Consider the following 19642-nt stretch of genomic DNA (forward strand, 5'->3'; position numbering starts at 1 on the left):
CAATACTAGTAATTGCCGTGAACAAAAGCAAAACCAAAACGACGAATTCCTTACGCTTTAAGATTGGACTCTTTTATTCTCTCTTAGCCTTCTTAAATATCATCTTTTTTACGGTAATGATCTTTGAAAACCAGTCCGATTTGCTTCTGAAGAACTTCCAATTCCAATCCGAAAATTTGGCAAACACTATCCTCACTGACATCCAAACCATTGGACTCACAGGCGAACGAGACCAAAGTTTTGAAGCCTTCCGAAAGACACTCAAACTTTATGAAATCACAAAATTTACTTTTTTTGACACAGATGGAAAGGCCATCCAAACCGAACCTGAAACAGATCTCACAAAAATTACCATCCCCGAATCTGTTTTAAAAAAAACTAAAGATGTATCTTCCGATAAAGAAGGTAATTTATTCAAAGCACGTTACAGTTTGGAATTAAATGAATCTGACTTCACAGTGAACTTTTTATTACCAATTCGATTGGCAGATGGCAGGGAAGTGTTTTTATTCACTCACTTCAATATATCCTCCATCCAAGACAGATTAAAACAATTGTACATCCAAGTGGGTTATGCTGTGATATGGGGAGTTTTTTTCCATATCATTTTTGCCATCTTGGTCTACCGAGCTATTTTTAAACGAGTTGGAGCGTTGGAAGTTGCCTCCAAGGATATGGCTTCTGGGAATTTACAATCTAGAGTCAATTGGAATTTTAAAAGTAATGATGAATTGGATAGTTTAGGAAACTCCTTTAACCTGATGGCAGAGGAAATCCAAAACAAAGTAACAACGATTACGCGACTAAACCAAGAAATCAACCAAGAACTTCAAATTGGTAAGGAAGTACAGGAACTCTTTTTACCTTCTGTGAAAAAATACAAAAAATTCAACATTGGTAAATTGTACAGACCAATGAGAGAAGTTTCAGGGGATTTGTACCAATACTTCCATGTTCCGGAACAAAATTTTTATGGATTTTTTTTGGCAGATGCATCTGGACATGGAGTTTCAGCAGCCCTTGTAACTGTTGTTATGGCAATGTCTCTACAGTCCATCATGAAAGAAAACCCGGCTCCCATTCATGCGATCAATTCACTTGGTGAAGTGATTGCAAATAGGTTACAAGCATCCTTTTTTGCAACTGGTGTTTTTGTGGTTTTTGATGAACCAGGTGTCGTAAAGTTTGTCAATGCAGGCCACAATGCTCCTTTTATCATCCGACCTTCGACAAAAGAAGTGAGGTTCATCGATAGTTCTGGGCCACCACTTGGAATGGGAGATGATATCCAATATTCCTTAGAATCCTTTCCTGTACTTCCAGGTGATAAAATCATTTTATACACAGATGGAGTCGTGGAAACTCCCATCAAAGAAGGTGGACTTTTTGGTTTGGAACGGTTTACAGAAATTGTCTTGGAAAACATCCATTTGTCAAATGCAGAAATTGTAGAAAAAGCAATGGCAGTTTTGGATGAAAAACATGAAGAATATAAGGATGATGTCACCATGTTAGTCCTTGATGTACCGGAATGAAAAAGTTTTTTTTATTCTCTATTTTTGGATTCTTATTTTGTTTTTTTGCTTTGGCCTCGGATGCCATTGTTAGCGTGAAACTCCAAGAATTACGGTTTGGAATTTTACGGGACCAATTGATGAATTATGAACTTTCTTCGCAAACCTTGCGGGAACGTTTAAAACAAATGTTTTTATCGAAAGATGATTACATGACTGAAGTGAAAGTGAATATCTTGGAATCGGGAATTATGAATTCCGAAACGGAAGGTATGGATTTAAAAATGGGTTGGAAGGATCGTTTTGGCCTTTTTGTGATCAATACCGTTCGGTTCCTCAATTTTAAATCTCCTCTCGAGTTAGAAGAACAACAAAAAACCATCATTCGTTTGCAGTTTGCCTTTTATATGGAAAGGACTAGAAAATATCCGATCGCTGCTAAAAAATACCAAGAATTGGAAGAATCAATCACTTCCAATTTATCCGATGAGATGGCATTCACATTATTACACCATGGCTATTGCCTCGTTATGATGGGGGAAAGGGAAAAAGCATTTGTAAAATTGAACAAAGCAATCGATTTATTCCCCGGTTCCCATTATTCTGAAAATGCAGCACTTCTCATCAGTTTTTTAGAAGATGGTGAAAAGAAAAAAGAAGAGTTAAAGTCGAAAAAGAAATCACCAGAAGAATTGGCGTATTCCCTTTTCCAAAGTGGGGATTATGAAGAAACCCTTCGCACTTTAGAAAGTTTACCAGTCCTTACGAATGACCAATCTTACATCAAAGCAAGGTCCATGGAGGAACTTGGAAAAACTTCCAATGCCGTAAAAGAATACATCCAACTCGTAAAACAAAAAGAAAACAAAGAAGTAGCGATTCGTGCGAACAGGCGGTTGTTACTCATTGGTAATTTTTACCAAGAAAACAAATCCCTTGTTGCTTTCTCGAAAGAAGAAGCAAACAAATTAGGCGATGCAAAAGCAGCCGAAAATATCGAAGAAGGAAAAACCTTAGTTTTAAAACCTGTCATCATCGAAAAAATTCTAAAAACCGAATCCACTGGAAATTTGTCTGCGGAAGAAACAAAAGAACTGAACCAAATCAAAGAAGAAATCAAAGTTTCGTTTGAAGATTCAAAGGAAGAAACCAAAAACTTAGCAGCAGTCGTATCGGAAGAAAAAATACCTCTCATCTCAGAAACACTGCAGGTACAAGAAACCAAATCAGAAACACAAACAAAACGCACCGTAGCAGAAACAACAGAAAACCATTTGCCCATCAAACTGAAAGTGAAACTTAGGGATGGAAGGGAAGTTGTGTGTGAGGAAGTCATCATTGAAGGAAAACTTGCCAATCTCAAATTGGGTAGTTTTGGACTCAATGTCCCCTATGACTTAATTGTTTCTGTGAAATCCACAAATCCCAAAAAAGGAAAAATCAAATTGGGAACTGAGAGTGGGGTTGCAGGTGAGGCAAAACAATGGAACCAAAACCAGGTTGGAGATTGGGTAATCCCGTCGGCTATCGACAATCCAGTGGTGCGAGCCGAAGTGAAATTCTTTCGGCTCTAAGCGCAATTGAAACCCTTAAGGGAGTTCGCCTTCGCTTCCTAAAATGGTAAAAAATTTGTCCAAACTGGATAGTTTTAAAATCACCATCACATCTTGGCTCACATTCAAAAGGAAAAATTGACCTTCCTCTGATTTGAGTTTCTTTTGCAAATTGGCAAGTAAGGCAATTCCGGAAGAGTCCAATAACTTGATATTGATCATATCGATTGCTACGGATTCTGCTCCATCATCTATAATTTTATGAAGCTCTTTTTTGAGTGCTGGTGCAGAATAAATATCGAGGGAACCCTCTAAGGTAACAACTGTATGATTTTTAACTTGTTTTGTTGTGAAATTCATTGAACTTCCTACTGGCACGTATACTATCTGTTTTTCATGTAATTTTGTAAAGAATTTTTGTAGAAACTCATCCCTTAGGAGTCAAGAAGACAAATTTACTAGAAAAAACCCTAGTTTTGAAGTTTTTTTAAGACCAAAGTGATAGCCTGGTTAAAGCCATCATAACCACCTTTATCATAGTCATTTAAATCTTTGTATTCTAAGTCACTCATTCCAAGAAGGAGTTTCCTCAACTCTTGTTCTAAGTATTCCTTACGGATATAACTCGTTTCAAAAACCTTCGGGTGCACTGGACAATTCGACGAAATTAAAGGAAATTTTTGAATCTTTTTTCGGTTGAGATTTTTAGTTTTTTTGCGTACAGTTTTCTGGGAAACAAAGCCGGTTCGGCATCTATAATGGCAAGTCCAATCAGTGTTTTAATTTTAGAAGATGACTCAAATAGCGTTTTCGATTTAGTCAGGGAAATGAAGGCCAATGGCCTAAGTCCCTTATACCGAGTGGTTGAGTCATTGGCAAATTTTGAACTCACAGTACTCGAGGAAGATTGGGATGCAATCATTTGTAGCACCCATTCAACCTTCCAATTAGAAATCCCTCATTATTTAAAATTCCTAAACGAAAAAAATTTAGACATCCCTGTCATTTTAATCAGCGAACCTGAAGACTTCCAGAAAAACTTAACTTATATGAAGTCTGGTGTAAACGATATCATTGATAGAAAAACACTATTACGTTTAACAGAAGTTTTGGAAAGGGAAAGAAGGGAACTTGTGTACAGAAAAGAAAAAAACACAACAGAAACTTTTTTATACCAATCACTTAAAGAAATCCAATTACAAAAATTTGCATTAGACCAAGCAAACAAAGTGTCCATCACCGATGCCAATGGGATCATCACCTATGTGAATGATGCCTTTGCAAAAATCACAGGTTACGAAAGTTTTGAATTACTTGGACAAAACCATAGAATTTTAAAAAGCCAAAATAAATCCAAAGAGGAATGGGAAAAGATTTGGGAATCCATTCATAAAGGGAATGTTTGGCGCGGAGAAATCCTCAATACAAAAAAAAATGGCAGTTTGTTTTGGGTGGATACAACCATTGTTCCGTTTATTGGTTCTGATGGATCAGTATTCCAATACATAGCCATCCACCATGACATCACAGATCGTAAATTAGCAGAAGAACAACTTACCCATGATGCTTTTTACGACAATCTAACTGGTTTGCCAAACCGAGCCTTGTATTTAGCAAGGATCGAACAAAAAATTTACACATATAATATCAAAAAAGATGGGTATCCAATTGTATTTTGTATCAACATCGATAATTTCAAACGTATCAACCATTCCTTGGGGAATGAAGCAGGTGATGAAATATTAATTATTTTTGCTGAAAAATTGAAAAAGTTTTCTGACAAAGATGCCATTATCACTCGGTTAGGTGCTGATAATTTTTCCATTTTAATGGATCACCTTTTATCCATTGAAGAAGCAGTTGATTATGCTTATCGATTGTTTGAGTTTTTAGGTGATCCCATCCCACTTGCAGGATACGAAATTTACCTAACTGCCTCTTGTGGGATTTCTGCCTTTGGGCTCGGTGGAAAGGAAGCAGATGTCTTACTTCGGAATGCTGAAATTGCGATGTTCCATGCAAAGTCACAGAAAGTCGGAACTGTTGCCGTTTTTAACCAAGCCATGCAGGAAAAAATTCATTTCCAATTGGAAATCCAAAATGATTTAAAAAAAGCCCTCAAACAAAATGAAATTTCTGTTTTTTTCCAACCCATCCTTGATCTAAAATCAAATCAAATTGGACACTGGGAAGCTCTTGTTAGGTGGCGACATCCGCAAAGGGGTATGGTATCTCCAGCTGAATTCATTCCGCTCGCAGAGGACTCTGGTTTGATTGTTCCTATCACTCGATTTGTTTTGGAACAAACGGCCAATGTCATTGAAGAAGTCCAAATCAAAAAAGGATACCCAATCTCCATCGCGGTAAACTTAAGCCCTCAAGTATTTTACGACCAAAATATTTTCCATTGGATTGTAGATTTACACAAAAGAAGGAAGATCCCGTACTCTTCTTTACAAGTAGAAATTACAGAAAGTTTGGCGATGAAAAACCTTTCGGAAACTGTACCGATCCTCTCCAACTTAATTGATATTGGAGTGAAGGTAGCATTGGATGATTTTGGAACTGGTTTTTCTTCCTTATCCTACTTAGAAAAATTACCTCTATCAATCCTTAAAATTGATAAATCATTTTTAAATAATGTCCATGTTGGTTCAAAAGAAAGTTTTTTACTCATCTCAATCATCAATATGGCACATGATTTAGGTTATTCGGTAGTCGCGGAAGGTGTGGAAGAGTTAGAACAACTTGAACTCTTAAAGTCCTACCAATGTGATGAAATCCAAGGGTATTGGTTATCCAAACCAATCCCTTTTCCAGACATTATCCCATTTTTAGACCAATTTTACAAAAAGGAAACCTCATGAATCGAAGTTTAATCTTCCTATTCACAATTTTAATTCTCTACCAATGTAGCACGTCACCGACAGGTCGAAAACAAATCATTTTGTTAAAAGATGATCAAATGAATGAGATGGGAAATGAAGCATTTTTGGACATGAAATCCAAAACTCCAATTGATACCAGATCCAATACAAATGCTTATGTGAATTGCATTGTGGATTCCCAATTGCAAGTGACCACCGACACAACGGGAGTTACCAAATGGGAAGTAGTTGTCTTTAAAGACAATACACCCAATGCCTTTGCCTTACCTGGCGGAAAAATAGGTGTTTACACTGGAATGTTTTCAGTAGCGAAAAACAAAGACCAGTTAGCTGCTGTAATTGGACACGAAATTGGACATGTGATTGCACGCCATGGTAATGAAAGAGTCTCTCAAAACCAACTCACCTCTGGTGGGCTAAAAGTATTAGAATCAATGGGAAAACCTGCTGTGGCTGGTGCTCTAGGAATGGGTGCAAAGTTCGGGGTGCTTTTACCATTTTCGAGAAAACATGAAACAGAAGCAGATTTGATCGGATTGGAAATCATGGCAATGTCGGGATTTGATCCTAGAGAGAGTGTCAATCTTTGGAAAAATATGAGTGCCATCAGCTCTGGAAAACCAAATGAACTTTTATCGACACACCCATCGGATGAAACTAGGATGAAACAACTCAATGAAGCCATGCCAAAGGCGATGTCGTTGTATGAAACGGCGTTGCAGTCTGGCAAAAAACCAAACTGCCATTTATAAACGTTAGGTCACTCGCAGAGAAGTTTTCTCCCCGAGATTTTACAGTTTCGGGATTTTCCTTCTTCTAACAACACTCCGATCCCTTCTTGGCCATCGGAGCTAAAATCCCCCGATACCGATTTTCCATCTTTAAACGTGTAAGTACCTTTTCCGTTGATTTGGCCATTTTGGAATTCACCTACGTATTTATCTCCGTTTTTGAAATTGTATTCACCAGGACCCTGTTTTTTATCTTCCACATAGGTTCCGTTAAACTTTTCTCCATCGGCATATAAAAAATTTCCAGCACCATCCCGCACATCATTTTTGAAGGAACCTGTGTAGACGTCTCCGTTGTCATAGACATACTTTCCAACTCCATTCACACAATTCCCTTCTATGCATCCAAATTTTTTTCCCCCTTTTTCAGGGTCTTCTAAATTGGCACTACGAGAATTTGATTTTGGATCTTGTCCTTTGGCATCTGCCGATTCTTTTGTATCATTAGAAGCACAATTCATTGAGATAGTAGCGAGTAGGAATCCAATAAGGATTGTTTGCCAGTGAAATTTCATAATTACTCCAAATCCGTCTCTATTGGATAAACTTAAAAAAATAAATCAATTCAAAAAGTAATTTTGTATGGATTGGAAGGGGTCGTTTCCTCCGTCATTTTTTCTAACATTTTCTTCTTTGGATACGTTTTGGTTTTGGGTAAAAGAAATTTTAGTTAATAATTCACCTTCATTGGGTAAATCCGAAATGAAACGACTAACAGAGGTATATCGATTTTTTTCATTAACCAAAGGATAGGTAAAATATAGGGATTGTTTTGCTCTAGTGATGGCAACATAAAATAATCTTCTTTCTTCTTCCAATTCTTCTACAGTTTTGATCCTGTGATTGGGTAAAACTCCTTCCACAATCTGCATGTTCACCACAAATTTCCATTCCAGTCCTTTGGCGGAATGGATTGTGGAAAGGGTCACAAATTCGCTTTCCCGATCATCATCGGATCCAATTTCTTTTCCCTCCACCGGATTTAAAATGAGTTGGGAAAGGAATTCCGTTAGGTTTGTTTCTTTTTGGGAAAGGTAAAGTAAAGCATCCAAATCTGGTTTTCGTTTTTCAGCATCATCATAATGAGAGGTGAGGATGGGTAGGTAATGGGTTAAAATATGTTCTAAGATTTGACCCGATGTTTGATTCCCCAACCGACAGCCTTGCAAACATTCTAATAAACGCAAAAACGAAAGTTTTGTTGCTTCAGGGATTCCTAAAAAGAACTGAGGGTCAGTTTCCAAATCAAATTGATTGGTTTCTAGTTGTTTGTAGAAGAGATTTGCATATTTTTTTCCAATATGGTCCTCTAATAACAAAATGCGATTCCAAGACAAAATATCTTTTGGATTTTCGATAACTTTTAGGTAAGCGATCGTATCTTTCACATGTGCTAAGTCTAAAAATCGTTTCCCTCCATACTTTCGGTAAGGAATTTTTTTCGCAGTGAGTTGCATTTCCAAAAGATGAGAGGAGTAACCTGCGCGGAATAAGGCGGCCATTTCTGAAAAAGAATTTCCATTTTCATTTAAGTCCAAAAACAAAGATGAAATATAATCCGCTTCCTCTTCCAAGTTTTCTAATTTCACCAAAAATGGTTTATCAATGGAGTTAGTTTTCTTCGAAAAAAGATTTTTTTTATAGTTTTCCTGACTGTTTTCTAAAACTGCATTGGCAACATTTAAGATCGGTTGTACACTTCGATAGTTTTCTGTGAGTTGTATGATCTTTGTATTTGGAAAAATTTTTGGAAAATCTAACATATTCCTGACGTTTGCACCACGAAATCCATAGATACATTGTGCATCATCCCCAACTACCAGGATATTTTGGTGTTTGCTTGCCAGTAAACATGCAATATGGGCCTGGATACGATTTGTATCTTGGTATTCATCCACTAGAATGTATTGGTAAATGGATGCCATTTTTTCTCGGATGTTTTCATCCGACATCAAGATCATTCTTGTTACATCAAGTAAATCATCAAAATCGAGAGCATTGTGTTTCCGTTTGGATTCAATAAATTTGGTTTTGATTTCTTGGATCTCTTTTGTTTGCCCAAGGAACATTGGGTATTCTTTTTGAATCAATTTCTCCAAGGAAAGTTGTAAGTTAAAACTCGTAGAAAATATTTCTGCCAATGTTTCTTTTTTGGGAAATCGAAGTTTTGTATTGGGAGTGACCACTTGGTCTCTTGCCATACCAACAAAATCATTTCGGTCTTCTTCATCCAAAATGGTAAAGTTGGGAAAGACGGATGCGGAATGACCATAACGACGCAGAAACAGTTGGCAAAAGGAATGGAAGGTTCCCCCTTTAACAGACATCATCCTTTGGTCTAAAATCCCGGAAGCTCTCCCAAGCATTTCTTTTGCCGCCCTTCGTGTAAAGGTAAGGAGGAGAATAGATTCAGGATTTGTACCTGTTTTGACTAGGTGGGCCAGTTTGTGTACTAGAGTATTGGTTTTTCCAGTTCCTGCTCCAGCCACGACCAAAATGGGCCCATCTTTTGTGAGCACCACTTCCTTTTGGGCATCGTTTAAATCCTTGGTCACAATACAGAGATTTGTTGTCTGGATTCTGTTGACAAACTGAAATTATTCTATTTGATTGTTAGGACTGGTTATCGAAAACAATGACAACAATGGTTGGAACTGAAAAAGAAACAGATGTAAAAAAAATCCTCGTCGTTGAAGATGAGAGGATCATTGCCATTAATATTTGTTCCACGCTCAAACAATATGGTTACCAAGCAAGTTATGTTTCAGAAGCGAATGATGCCTTGGAACAAATAGAATCTGAACATTTTGATTTGGTTCTTATGGACATTATGTTGAATGGCCCAATGGATGGGATTGAGATCGCAGGTAGGATCAAACGAACAAAAGAAATCCCAGTCATTTACCTGACAGCCTATTCTGATGAAGCAACGATCAACCGTGCCAAAACCACGGAACCATTTGGATACTTAATCAAACCATTTAACAGTCGGGACTTGTACATCTCTGTCGAGATGGCCATTTACAAATCACAAGTGCAAAAACACATCCGTGTTGTGGAAAGCCGCCTTGCGGAAAACCAAAAATGGGAAACCATTGCCCTTGTTGCGTCAGGGATTTCCCATGAAGTGAATAACCCTCTCACATCCATTTTAAACCTTGCCGATCTCATTGCCTTAGAAGCCAAAAAAACGGGGAATTCCTCCCTAAAAGAAAAAGCGGATAAAATTACAGAAGAATCGGAACGAATTGCCAAAATCGTAAAAAATTTAGTATCATATTCCCAATCGACGAGTTCCCAGTGGACTTATTCCAATTTGATCAGCATCTTAAGTGACACCCGATCATTCTTACACCAATACTTTTTGAAAGAGGGCATCCAATGTGAATTGGAAATGGGAGACATCCCTCATGTCTATTGCCAACCACAAAAGATCAAACAGGTTCTCTTGAATCTCATCCAAGATGCAAGGCTTCGTGTGAATACAAGAGAAGATTCCATCGGACGAAAGATAGCAGTGGCCCTTTCCATGAAAGAAGAAGAAGGAAATGAATTTGTGGAAATCAAAATCAAAGACAATGGCGGGGAAGATATGATGATGGGCATCTCGCAGATGAATTCCTTGGATGTCACAAGGAGCATCATAGCCGAACACAAAGGTGCTTTGCGAAGGGACGACTCACATTCGGCTTGGATCTTCACCTTGCCAATTGTCAAACCAGTTTCCTAAACCTTTTTCGTTTCTTATAATTTGCCAGAGAGGATGGGCTTTTTTTCCTGTTTGGGCAATTCAATCATCTTAAAAAACAATTCGATGCGATTGGAGTGCAACATCCAATTGTCTTCTGACAAAAGCCCAGCTAAGAAAAAATTAAATTCTTTGTAATGGGCAAATGAAAATTGGGGATTTTTTGTAAAATCAAGTAAGATTGCCAATGCCAGTCGGTTGGCACTTTCTTCTGGTCCAAACCCATCCGTAAGGATCTGGATAGAGGGCTCCGGGACTTGGACAGAATGTTCTTCGATTCCCTCTCTTATTTTGAGAGTGTACCGTAATGTACCGGGGATCCTTTCTCCAGAGTAGGTTTTCGCCATTCAAAACTCACCTATGCCCACAGATTCGAGCCATTTGATTATGTCCATTTCCAAGTAACTGATGCAACCTCTTTTTTTAAAAGATGGGAGGAGAATCTGCCTCGAATTTCTCCCTGGTTTTCCATTGATTTTTTCGATAGGTGTAAAACTCTCGTTCTATACTTCCGAAGCCCGCTGTGCAAAAATCCATACGTTTTCTCATCTACATTTGTTCTTTGCTCATCGGAATGGAAATTCTGGCTCAGGACACCAATGGGTTAAAATTACTCTTTCCTGACCAAACTTTACCTACCAAAAACCAACAGGAAGAAGAAAGAAAACAAACCACCACACAAATCCAACGAGGGATCGTTCGAAAATCTGTGGATCTTATGACAGATCGGGAAGTGGAAGACAACCTTCGCAACCTAGGACTCAATCCAACAGGAACCATTTACAGCAAGCGGGAAAGACTCAGAGAAGCACTTGTGCCACCCGAAGAACAACAGTTAACTCCGGAAACTCTCCTCAGTTCCCAACCAAAAAAAGGTCCGCCCATCCAAATCCAAAACGCAGCAGAAGGGCAACTTTTAAACATCGATAAAACCAAAGGTGGAGTCCTTGTCCTTCGTGGGAAAGTCCGTGTCAAAATCAAAGCGGGGGAACTCGTTGCTGATTCCGTATCCATTGATGCCACAAGACAAGAAATTTATGCAGAAGGTGGTGTGGAATACAAAGACGGAAACGCCAAGGTCATAGGTGATCGGATGATCTATGATCTCAAATTAAACCAAGGTGTAGTTTACAATTCAAAATTGAGTATGTTTCCATCCCATTTCATCGGTCAAAAAATCAAACGATTGGATGAAAAACGTTACCTTTTGGAAATGGGTTACTTCACAGCTTGTAATGCAGAACTCCCACATGAATCTTTCCAAGCCAAACGCATCATCATCCACGATGATAAAACCGTAGTGGCACAATGGGTATCTTACAAAGTGGGGGGCACAACTTTATTTATGCTTCCGATTCTCTACAATTCAGAATCTGGAAATGGTGTCACAACACAGTTTGGTAAAAATAATTCCCAAGGATGGTTTTGGCAAAACTCCTACCAATGGTCCGATTCTTATCCCAATAGCTTATTCTTAGCAAATGGATATAAGTTTCGTTTTGATATGTATGAAAAAACTGGGCAAGCGGCACAGTTGGAGATGTGGAAACTATCTCCCATCATTAATTACAATATTAACTTAGGTTATGCAAATTATAAAAACAATGCAATCACTCCAGTTTATGAAGATCGATTTAAAAACGGTGGGATTGGAAATGTTGCTGTCACAAATAATGTAGATCGAGGGGAATTATTCCCAAACTCAGGATTACCGTATCGTAACACAGGCGTTAACTATGATCCTTGGTGGAAAGCAGACCTACGATTAAACGCAAAATTTAATGATTTTTCGAAGGACTACACTCGAAACATCCAAGTGCAGTATGAAAACTATAGCAATCGATTGTTTGATTACGAATTTGGTAATCGGTACCAACCTTCCAATTCCTTACAATCGTTATATACGTTTCGAGATGTTCGATTTGGTCTCATCCGAAACCTACTCAACTGGAACTTCAATTATACGGAGAACCGCGGTGATTTGAGTGTTGGCATTTCCATGAGTCGAACTTTAATTTACCAAATCCAAGCAAACCAATACTTTGCAGCCCAAGATACCTTACCTGCCGTAACGATCAGAAATTCTAGTAACATTGGTTTAGTTCCAGGAACAGCAAGTCCAATCTATTGGGATATGTTATTCCAAACCAATATCAATCGCATTTATGGCCCACCACAACAAAAAGTAAATCCAATCAATGGAATCGTGGACCCACGTAGCCAATTCCAAGATTATGTTTTAAGATCCCAAACGAATGTGATTGGAGAAACAGGACTTCGTTCTCCCATTGCGATGGGAACCTATGTTTCGTTTACACCTTCCGTTTATATGGGTGCAACAAAACAAACAGTTGAATTCCCAGGTTCAGGTAGTGAACTTAACGGTCCAGATAGAGACGTTAACAGAGCTTATGCGACTCTACTCAAACAGCAATCCTATCAGTATGTTCGCCAAGCACATACAGTCAGAATGGGAATTCCAGAGATATTTTTATCCACTACCTATCGAAGATTAGATGCTGATAAAGCAGAAGCAAAGGATCCAATTTTGGGGAATTTGCGCCAACATGAGGCGGAAGTTTCCCTTGAGAGTTATGCATTGAATGACTGGGACATTTCGGTCCGCACCATTCGAGATTTACGCCAATTTTCTTCCACATACAATCCGGGCTTAACCAATATGCAACGTTGGTATTATACTGTGGTTCGAGTGGGTGGGTTTTTTGATTTTGTTGATGGGTTTACGACAAGAAGGCCAAGTTTATTGGAACGAAAACGTAATTTTTATTCAGGGCTATTCATTAACAACGATTATGTGCACCACACACCACAAAACCGTTCCTTATCAAACAACTTAACATTATCCTATAAAATGGGTGGGTTTTCTTGGCCTATCATTCGTGCCTTCCGTAGTTTAGAAATAGGATCTACTTGGTATCATGTTTACAAAGATAGTTTTTTGGATAGTTACCGATTCTTCTTCAAAACAGATGTAAAGGTAACAAGATACACTGGAGTAGAACTTGAACTAGATTCTCGAGTCACTGAACCTTGGAGGTTAACCGCCTTAGCCCAAGGGCAGTTTTACGCAATGAATACGAGTCCTGAGTTGTACACCTCCCAAACGGGAACAAATTATGACCAAACAACGATTTGGGAAGACCTTGCCGCAGGGACTGGGGCACAAGGCCAAAATGAAAGGCAAAAAACAGTTTTTAATATCAATCGGTTTATGATGACTCTAAAAATGGACTTACACAATTGGGAATACCGATTGGGATATAGTATGAATTTACGTGCATTGCCAGGTGGTTTGACATTAAACAACCAACTAACTTTTTATGACCAGTCCGTCTATTTATCTGTTAACCTTACCAATTTCAGTTTTGGTGATTCTGCCTCTGCACAAGCGACAAGAGTGCGTTTGTATCGTTTTAGAAAACGTCCTTTGGATGGAACAACCACTGACCTTACGGAATAAAATATGTTAAAAGAAAGAAGCCAATCATTCAAACTTTTGTTTCTGGTTACTGACTTTTTTATTGGTTTAACTGGTTTTCTGATCGCTTATATCATTCGGTATTATCTTTCACCAGACTCTAGTTTCCAAATCCAAACCATAGAACCTATCAACTATTTGATTTTGGGAATCGTACTTGGGTTTTCGCAAGTGTTATCATTTTTATCGATAGATTTGTACCATCCAAGAAGAGGTTTATCTTTTTCGGATGAACTCTTTGCGATCATCTCAGGTGTGATTCTAAACTTACTTGTTGTTTTATCTTTACTCTTTTTCTTTCGAGGCGAAAGTTTTTCACGGCTTGTGATCGGTTATTTTGCTGTGTGCACTGTCATACTCACTTCTTTGTCACATTTTGTTCTCCGATCCTTTATGCAATACTTACGGAGCAAAGGTTACAATCTCAAATCAGTTTTGATCATTGGAACTGGAAAATCTGCTATCAATTTTTCAAAAACTCTGGGCAAACATTCCATTTACGGATATACAGTAAAAGGTTTTGTTTCAGGGAAAAAGAATTTATCTCCAAAAACAATACAATCAGTAACTACAACCAAACAACTCGAATCTTATGTTGAAAAAAATCAAATTGATTTGATTGTGTATGCATTATCCCATGAAGAAGGGGATTCTTTAAAAGATGTTATTGATATCGCAGACTTCCACGGAATCGATTTAAAGGTAATCCCAAGTTATGAAGAGATTGTCACAGCTAAGGGAAGGGTAGAAGTCCTAGATGGAATCCCAATCATTTCAATTCGGAACATCCCACTCCGTTTGGGTTACAACCTAGTTTTAAAACGAAGTTTTGACATTGTATTTTCATTATTTTTTATCCTGTTATTCAGCCCTTTTTACCTTCTGATAGCGATACTTGTAAAAGTGACAAGTAAAGGTCCGGTCTTTTACAAACAAGAAAGAGTGGGATTGGACAACAAAGTATTTGGTATGATCAAATTTCGTTCGATGGTCGTGCAGGCAAAAGAAAAGTCTGATACACTTTGGACTGTCAAAGATGATCCAAGGGTAACAACCGTTGGTGCTATCCTACGCAAACTATCATTAGACGAAACTCCTCAATTTTTTAATGTATTACTTGGTGATATGTCCGTTGTAGGTCCAAGACCGGAAAGACCGTTTTATGTCGAAAAGTTTCGAAACGAACACCACCAATACATGCGTAGGCATGCGGCAAAAGCGGGGATCACTGGTTGGGCCCAGGTACAAGGATTTCGCGGTGATACCTCAATCGAAAAACGGATTGAGGCCGATATCTTTTATATAGAAAATTGGTCGTTATTACTTGATATCAAAATCATTTTACTCACACCACTGAAAGCAATCATAGATAGGAATGCGTACTAGGAAACCATATGGATGAAAAAGAATTAAAAAACATTGCGAATCTAGCAAAACTCAATATTAACGAATCTGAAATTTCAGGAATGTTAAATGACTTCTCTCGCATTGTGCAGTATGTGGATGAAATCAAAAACCTGGACACATCAAATGTGGGTGATGATGAGATTTACGAACAAATCTTTTACGAACTTAGAAAAGATGTAAGCGAAAATGCTCTCAAAAGAGATGATTTGGCAAAAATTGCACCATCGTATGAAAATGGTTATGTGGTCGTTCCAAAGGTAATTGAAACATGAAAGATTTAATTTATTTATCGTATTCTGAAATCAAAAAAAAACTTAACGATGGTTCAATTACATCGAAGGACTTAGTATCCTCATACCTCAAACGAATAGAAGATACTGATTCTAAAATCAAAGCCTTTTTGGCCATTGATAAAGACAAAATCCTTAAACAAGCAGAAGAAAGTGACAAAAGGAGAAAGGAAGGAAAACAACTCTCTCTGTATGACGGAATTCCAATAGGGATAAAAGACAATATCTGTATCACTGGAGAAATTACCTCTTGTTCTTCTAAAATTTTAGAGAATTTTGTTTCTCCTTATGATGCTACCGTTATCTCCAAGTTAAAAGATAAGGGATTTGTATTTTTTCCAAGGCTCAATATGGATGAATTTGCAATGGGTTCCTCAACAGAAAACAGTGCTTTCCAAACTTCCAAAAATCCATTTGATCCAGAACGTATCCCTGGAGGTTCTAGCGGTGGTTCGGCGGCGGCAGTGGCGGCATCCATGTTACCTGTATCTTTAGGTTCTGATACTGGTGGATCGATCCGCCAACCTGCCTCACTTTGTGGGATTTGGGGATTAAAACCTACCTATGGCAGAGTGAGCCGTTATGGTCTCGTTGCGTATGCGTCTAGTTTGGACCAAATCGGACCTTTTTCCAATGATATGGAAGGGATTTCTGATTTACTTGAGATTCTTTCTGGCCTTGATCCAAAAGACCAAACCACAGCAAAAGTAAATCCCTTTGAAGCAAAATCTGTTACAGAAATGGATTGGAAAGGGAAAAAGATTGGTGTGATGAAAACAGAAGAATTTAATTTCTCTGATGATGTTAACAAACGTTACTTGGAAGTTTTAAAATCTTTGGAAGAAAAAGGAGCAACACTTGTTCCATTAGACTTTTCACTATTAAAGTATGCAATTCCAGTCTATTATCTCATTGCAACAGCAGAATGTTCCTCAAACTTAAGTCGTTTTGATGGAATCCGATATGGTTTAAGAAAGGAAGGATCCGGAAAATTGGACGATTTATATGCGGAGTCAAGAACCGCTGGATTTGGAAATGAGGTGAAACGTAGGATTTTACTTGGAACATTTTCACTTAGCTCTGGTTATTACGATGCTTATTATGGCAAGGCACAAAAAGCAAGAGTTCTCATCCGGAAACAATATGCAGAATTTTTTAAATCAGTAGATGTTATTTTGCAACCAACTTCACCTACAACAGCCTTTAAAGTGGGAGAAAAAACAAAAGATCCAATCCAAATGTACCAAGCAGATATTTTAACAACCTCTGTTAACCTAAGCGGAGTCCCTGCCATCAGTTGCCCTGCGGGTCTAAACAAAAACGGATTGCCGATTGGAATCCAATTGACCACTTCCCATTTTGATGAAGTAACATTACTCAGTTTTGCAAAAGCCCTTTCAAACTTAGAAATCTGTAAAACTCCGTTACCAAAAGAGATTTCCTAATATGGATGAATTGACCAAAAGAGTCATTCCTTGTTTGGATATCAAAGGGGGAAGGGTTGTCAAAGGAGTACAGTTTGTAAACTTAATCGATGCAGGGGATCCTGTATCTTGTGCCATCGCTTATGAAGAAAACAAAGCAGACGAACTTTGTTTTTTAGACATTACTGCTTCCTCAGACAAACGAGACATTCTTTTGCATCTAGTGGAAGAAGTGGCAAACAAACTATTTATCCCATTCACTGTTGGTGGTGGGATACGTACGATAGAAGATGTCAAAGCTGTCCTAAACAAAGGTGCCGATAAAGTTTCGATCAATACAAGTGCCTTTCAAAATCCAAAATTACTAAAAGACGCGAGTGAAATTTATGGTTCACAATGTATCGTTTGTGCCATCGATGTGAAATTCCATCCGGAACGAAAACGCTACGAAGTGTATCTCAATGGTGGTAGAAAGGAAACAGGCAGAGAGGCCTTGGATTGGGGAAGGGAAGCATATGAAATGGGAGCTGGGGAAATTCTACTGACTTCTATGGACAAGGATGGTACAAAAGATGGATTTGATATCACCTTAATGAAGGCCTTTACGTCTCATTTATCCATTCCCATCATCGCATCTGGTGGAGCGGGAAATCCAGAACATATGGCAGAGGTAATTTTACGTGGTGGTGCTGATGCAGTACTTGCAGCTTCTATTTTTCATTTCGGTGAATTTTCAATCCAAGAAACAAAACAAACGATGAAAGAGATGGGAATCAAAGTGAGATTATGAATTCCTTCCATCCACTCGATTACGTTTTTTTTCTCCTTCCTTTTTTTGTTATTTTTTTCATCTTAATTCGGTTTCGTTCGAAACACCAATCCACAAAAGAGTATTTCCAAGCCGAAGGGAGTTTGAGTTGGTTTGTTGCAGGAACTGCAATGGTTGCCACAACATTTGCAGCAGATACCCCGCTTGCCGTAACAGAAATTATACGAAACCAAGGAATTTCAGGCAATTGGATTTGGTGGTACATGGCCGTTGGAGGTTTTGTCACTGTTTTTTTCTTTTCTAAACTTTGGAAACGTTCTGGTGCAAGCACCGACTTAGAATTGATTCAAATTCGTTATAGTGGAAAAGAAGCAAATTTTTTAAGGGGATTCAAAGCCTTCGTCATCGGTTTTTTATTAAACTTGGTGATCCTCGGTTGGGTCAACTTAGCAATGCTAAAAATTATCCCTGTTTTTTTTCCAGGGTATGATGCGACTCAGATCCTCATTTTGTTACTCGTGTTTGGTGTGTTTTATACCGCAATCGCAGGACTTCGAGGGATCTCTTATATTGATGTCTTTCAGTTTTTCCTTGCTTGGATTGGCTGTATCTTATTTGCTTATTTTGCAATCAATCTTTCATCCATCGGTAGTTTGGAAAGTTTAAAAAACAAATTACCAGAAAACAAACTTCTCTTTTTTCCTACGGGAGAAAATGGTTCTTTGCCTTGGGATCATTTTTTAATCCTTCTCACAGTCCTATGGTGGTCTAGTTGGTATCCAGGTTCTGAACCAGGTGGTGGCGGTTATATCGCTCAACGGATACTTGCTACCAAAAATGAAAATGCTGCTTTAAAAGGTAGTTTGTGGTTTGTGATAGCCCATTATTTTGTAAGACCTTGGCCATGGATCCTAGTGGCCCTCGTATCACTCGTGTTATATCCTAATTTAACAGAAGTGGAAAGTGGTAAAGGATTTTTAATGGTTTTAAAGGAAGGTATGCCGAATGGTATGATGGGGTTAATGTTAAGTGCATTCCTTGCTGCTTATTTATCTACATTGGCAACACATTTAAATTGGGGTGCATCTTATCTAGTGAACGACCTGTGGAAACCTTTGCTTCGGCATAAACAGTCGGATTCTCATTTGATCAAGTTATCTTATTTCATCCAATTGGTAACAGCGGCTTTTTCTTATGTTTTGGCAGTTTATGGATTGGATACAATCAAAGGTGCTTGGGTGTTTTTATTGGAAGCATCATCTGGAATTGGTTTTGTTTTGATTTTCCGTTGGTATTTTTGGAGGATCTCAGCTTGGACAGAAATACTAGCTTTAATTCTATCACCGATTTTTTACCTTCTCTATTCACAGTATTTACAAATTCCTTTTCCGTATTCGATTTTATTTACTTCCTTAAGTTCCGCATCTGTTCTCATTTTTTCAAGTTTTCTCCTTCCAGAAACAAAACCAGAAATCCTTTTTACTTTTTACGAAACAACCAAACCACCTTACTTTTTTTGGAGAGGTTTTTTTGCCAAACATCCAAAATACAAACAAACCATTTACCATAACCAAATGATGGTATCACTCTTTGGGACTCTTTCTGGTTTATCATTTGTATTTGGTGGATTGTACTCTGTCCAATGCCTATTATGGAAAGAAGGGAATTTGTTTTGGGGAATTTTGTTCTTTTTCGTAGGAATTGTTGGTTTGTATTTTACAGTTCAAAAATCAGAATCAAATCGGATTTCGAAATAAAC

General features: G+C 38.1%; 16 protein-coding genes. 11 read left to right on the plus strand and 5 right to left on the minus strand.

Annotated elements, in window-relative coordinates; translation table 11 throughout:
* Positions 1-17: 17 nt before the first annotated feature.
* On the plus strand, positions 18-1535 hold the full coding sequence (locus EHQ62_RS03290; protein WP_135640821.1) for a PP2C family protein-serine/threonine phosphatase: 1518 nt from the start codon (positions 18-20) through the stop codon (positions 1533-1535).
* Positions 1532-3088: a tetratricopeptide repeat protein gene (locus EHQ62_RS03295; protein ID WP_135640822.1), complete on the plus strand. Its 1557-nt coding sequence runs from the start codon at positions 1532-1534 to the stop codon at positions 3086-3088. Before EHQ62_RS03290 ends, EHQ62_RS03295 begins: the two co-directional genes overlap by 4 nt.
* A 15-nt stretch (positions 3089-3103) precedes the next feature.
* On the opposite strand, the gene EHQ62_RS03300 is transcribed toward EHQ62_RS03295, so the two are convergent.
* Positions 3104-3427, minus strand: coding sequence for an STAS domain-containing protein (locus EHQ62_RS03300; RefSeq protein WP_015678390.1), 324 nt, complete (start codon positions 3425-3427; stop codon positions 3104-3106).
* Between the two features lie 110 nt (positions 3428-3537).
* On the minus strand, positions 3538-3717 hold the full coding sequence (locus EHQ62_RS03305) for a hypothetical protein (protein WP_039929030.1): 180 nt from the start codon (positions 3715-3717) through the stop codon (positions 3538-3540).
* A 108-nt stretch (positions 3718-3825) separates the two neighbouring features.
* Here EHQ62_RS03305 and EHQ62_RS03310 point away from each other — a divergent pair, with 108 nt between their 5' ends.
* Positions 3826-5934 (plus strand): GGDEF domain-containing phosphodiesterase, encoded by a 2109-nt coding sequence (locus EHQ62_RS03310; RefSeq protein WP_135640985.1) that lies wholly within the window; start codon positions 3826-3828, stop codon positions 5932-5934.
* Entirely contained in the window at positions 5931-6707 is a 777-nt protein-coding gene (locus EHQ62_RS03315; protein ID WP_135640823.1) for a M48 family metallopeptidase, read from the plus strand. The genes EHQ62_RS03310 and EHQ62_RS03315 overlap by 4 nt, the downstream gene beginning before the upstream one ends.
* An 8-nt stretch (positions 6708-6715) precedes the next feature.
* Here EHQ62_RS03315 and EHQ62_RS03320 read toward each other — a convergent pair whose 3' ends face one another.
* Both EHQ62_RS03320 and EHQ62_RS03325 read right to left on the minus strand, forming a co-directional pair.
* A complete protein-coding gene (locus tag EHQ62_RS03320) occupies positions 6716-7261 on the minus strand; it encodes an MORN repeat-containing protein (RefSeq protein WP_135640824.1) in 546 nt (181 codons plus the stop codon).
* A 45-nt stretch (positions 7262-7306) separates the two neighbouring features.
* The gene (locus tag EHQ62_RS03325) at positions 7307-9301 is read right to left on the minus strand and encodes an ATP-dependent helicase (RefSeq protein WP_135640825.1); all 1995 of its coding nucleotides are present in this window, start codon (positions 9299-9301) and stop codon (positions 7307-7309) included.
* A gap of 80 nt (positions 9302-9381) precedes the next feature.
* Here EHQ62_RS03325 and EHQ62_RS03330 point away from each other — a divergent pair, with 80 nt between their 5' ends.
* The gene (locus EHQ62_RS03330; protein WP_135640826.1) at positions 9382-10476 is read left to right on the plus strand and encodes a response regulator; all 1095 of its coding nucleotides are present in this window, start codon (positions 9382-9384) and stop codon (positions 10474-10476) included.
* 14 nt (positions 10477-10490) lie between these two features.
* Here EHQ62_RS03330 and EHQ62_RS03335 read toward each other — a convergent pair whose 3' ends face one another.
* Positions 10491-10841, minus strand: coding sequence for a hypothetical protein (locus EHQ62_RS03335; RefSeq protein WP_135640827.1), 351 nt, complete (start codon positions 10839-10841; stop codon positions 10491-10493).
* 227 nt (positions 10842-11068) lie between these two features.
* Between EHQ62_RS03335 and EHQ62_RS03340 the strand changes: the two genes are divergently transcribed.
* From EHQ62_RS03340 to EHQ62_RS03365, 6 genes are read left to right on the plus strand one after another with little or no spacing between them, the layout of a single operon-like run.
* Complete coding sequence (locus EHQ62_RS03340) at positions 11069-13975, plus strand: LPS-assembly protein LptD (protein WP_135640986.1); 2907 nt, start codon at positions 11069-11071, stop codon at positions 13973-13975.
* 3 nt (positions 13976-13978) lie between these two features.
* Entirely contained in the window at positions 13979-15379 is a 1401-nt protein-coding gene (locus EHQ62_RS03345; RefSeq protein ID WP_135640828.1) for an undecaprenyl-phosphate glucose phosphotransferase, read from the plus strand.
* An 8-nt stretch (positions 15380-15387) separates the two neighbouring features.
* Positions 15388-15672, plus strand: coding sequence for an Asp-tRNA(Asn)/Glu-tRNA(Gln) amidotransferase subunit GatC (gene gatC, locus EHQ62_RS03350; protein ID WP_135640829.1), 285 nt, complete (start codon positions 15388-15390; stop codon positions 15670-15672).
* Positions 15669-17135, plus strand: a complete 1467-nt coding sequence (gene gatA / locus EHQ62_RS03355) for an Asp-tRNA(Asn)/Glu-tRNA(Gln) amidotransferase subunit GatA (RefSeq protein ID WP_135640830.1) — start codon at positions 15669-15671, stop codon at positions 17133-17135. The genes gatC and gatA overlap by 4 nt, the downstream gene beginning before the upstream one ends.
* Position 17136: 1 nt before the next feature.
* The gene (gene hisF, locus EHQ62_RS03360) at positions 17137-17904 is read left to right on the plus strand and encodes an imidazole glycerol phosphate synthase subunit HisF (RefSeq protein WP_135640831.1); all 768 of its coding nucleotides are present in this window, start codon (positions 17137-17139) and stop codon (positions 17902-17904) included.
* Positions 17901-19640, plus strand: coding sequence for a sodium:solute symporter family protein (locus tag EHQ62_RS03365; RefSeq protein ID WP_135640832.1), 1740 nt, complete (start codon positions 17901-17903; stop codon positions 19638-19640). Before hisF ends, EHQ62_RS03365 begins: the two co-directional genes overlap by 4 nt.
* Positions 19641-19642: the final 2 nt, after the last annotated feature.

The organism is Leptospira jelokensis (genome assembly GCF_004769635.1).
Taxonomy (GTDB): Bacteria; Spirochaetota; Leptospiria; order Leptospirales; family Leptospiraceae; genus Leptospira_A; species Leptospira_A jelokensis.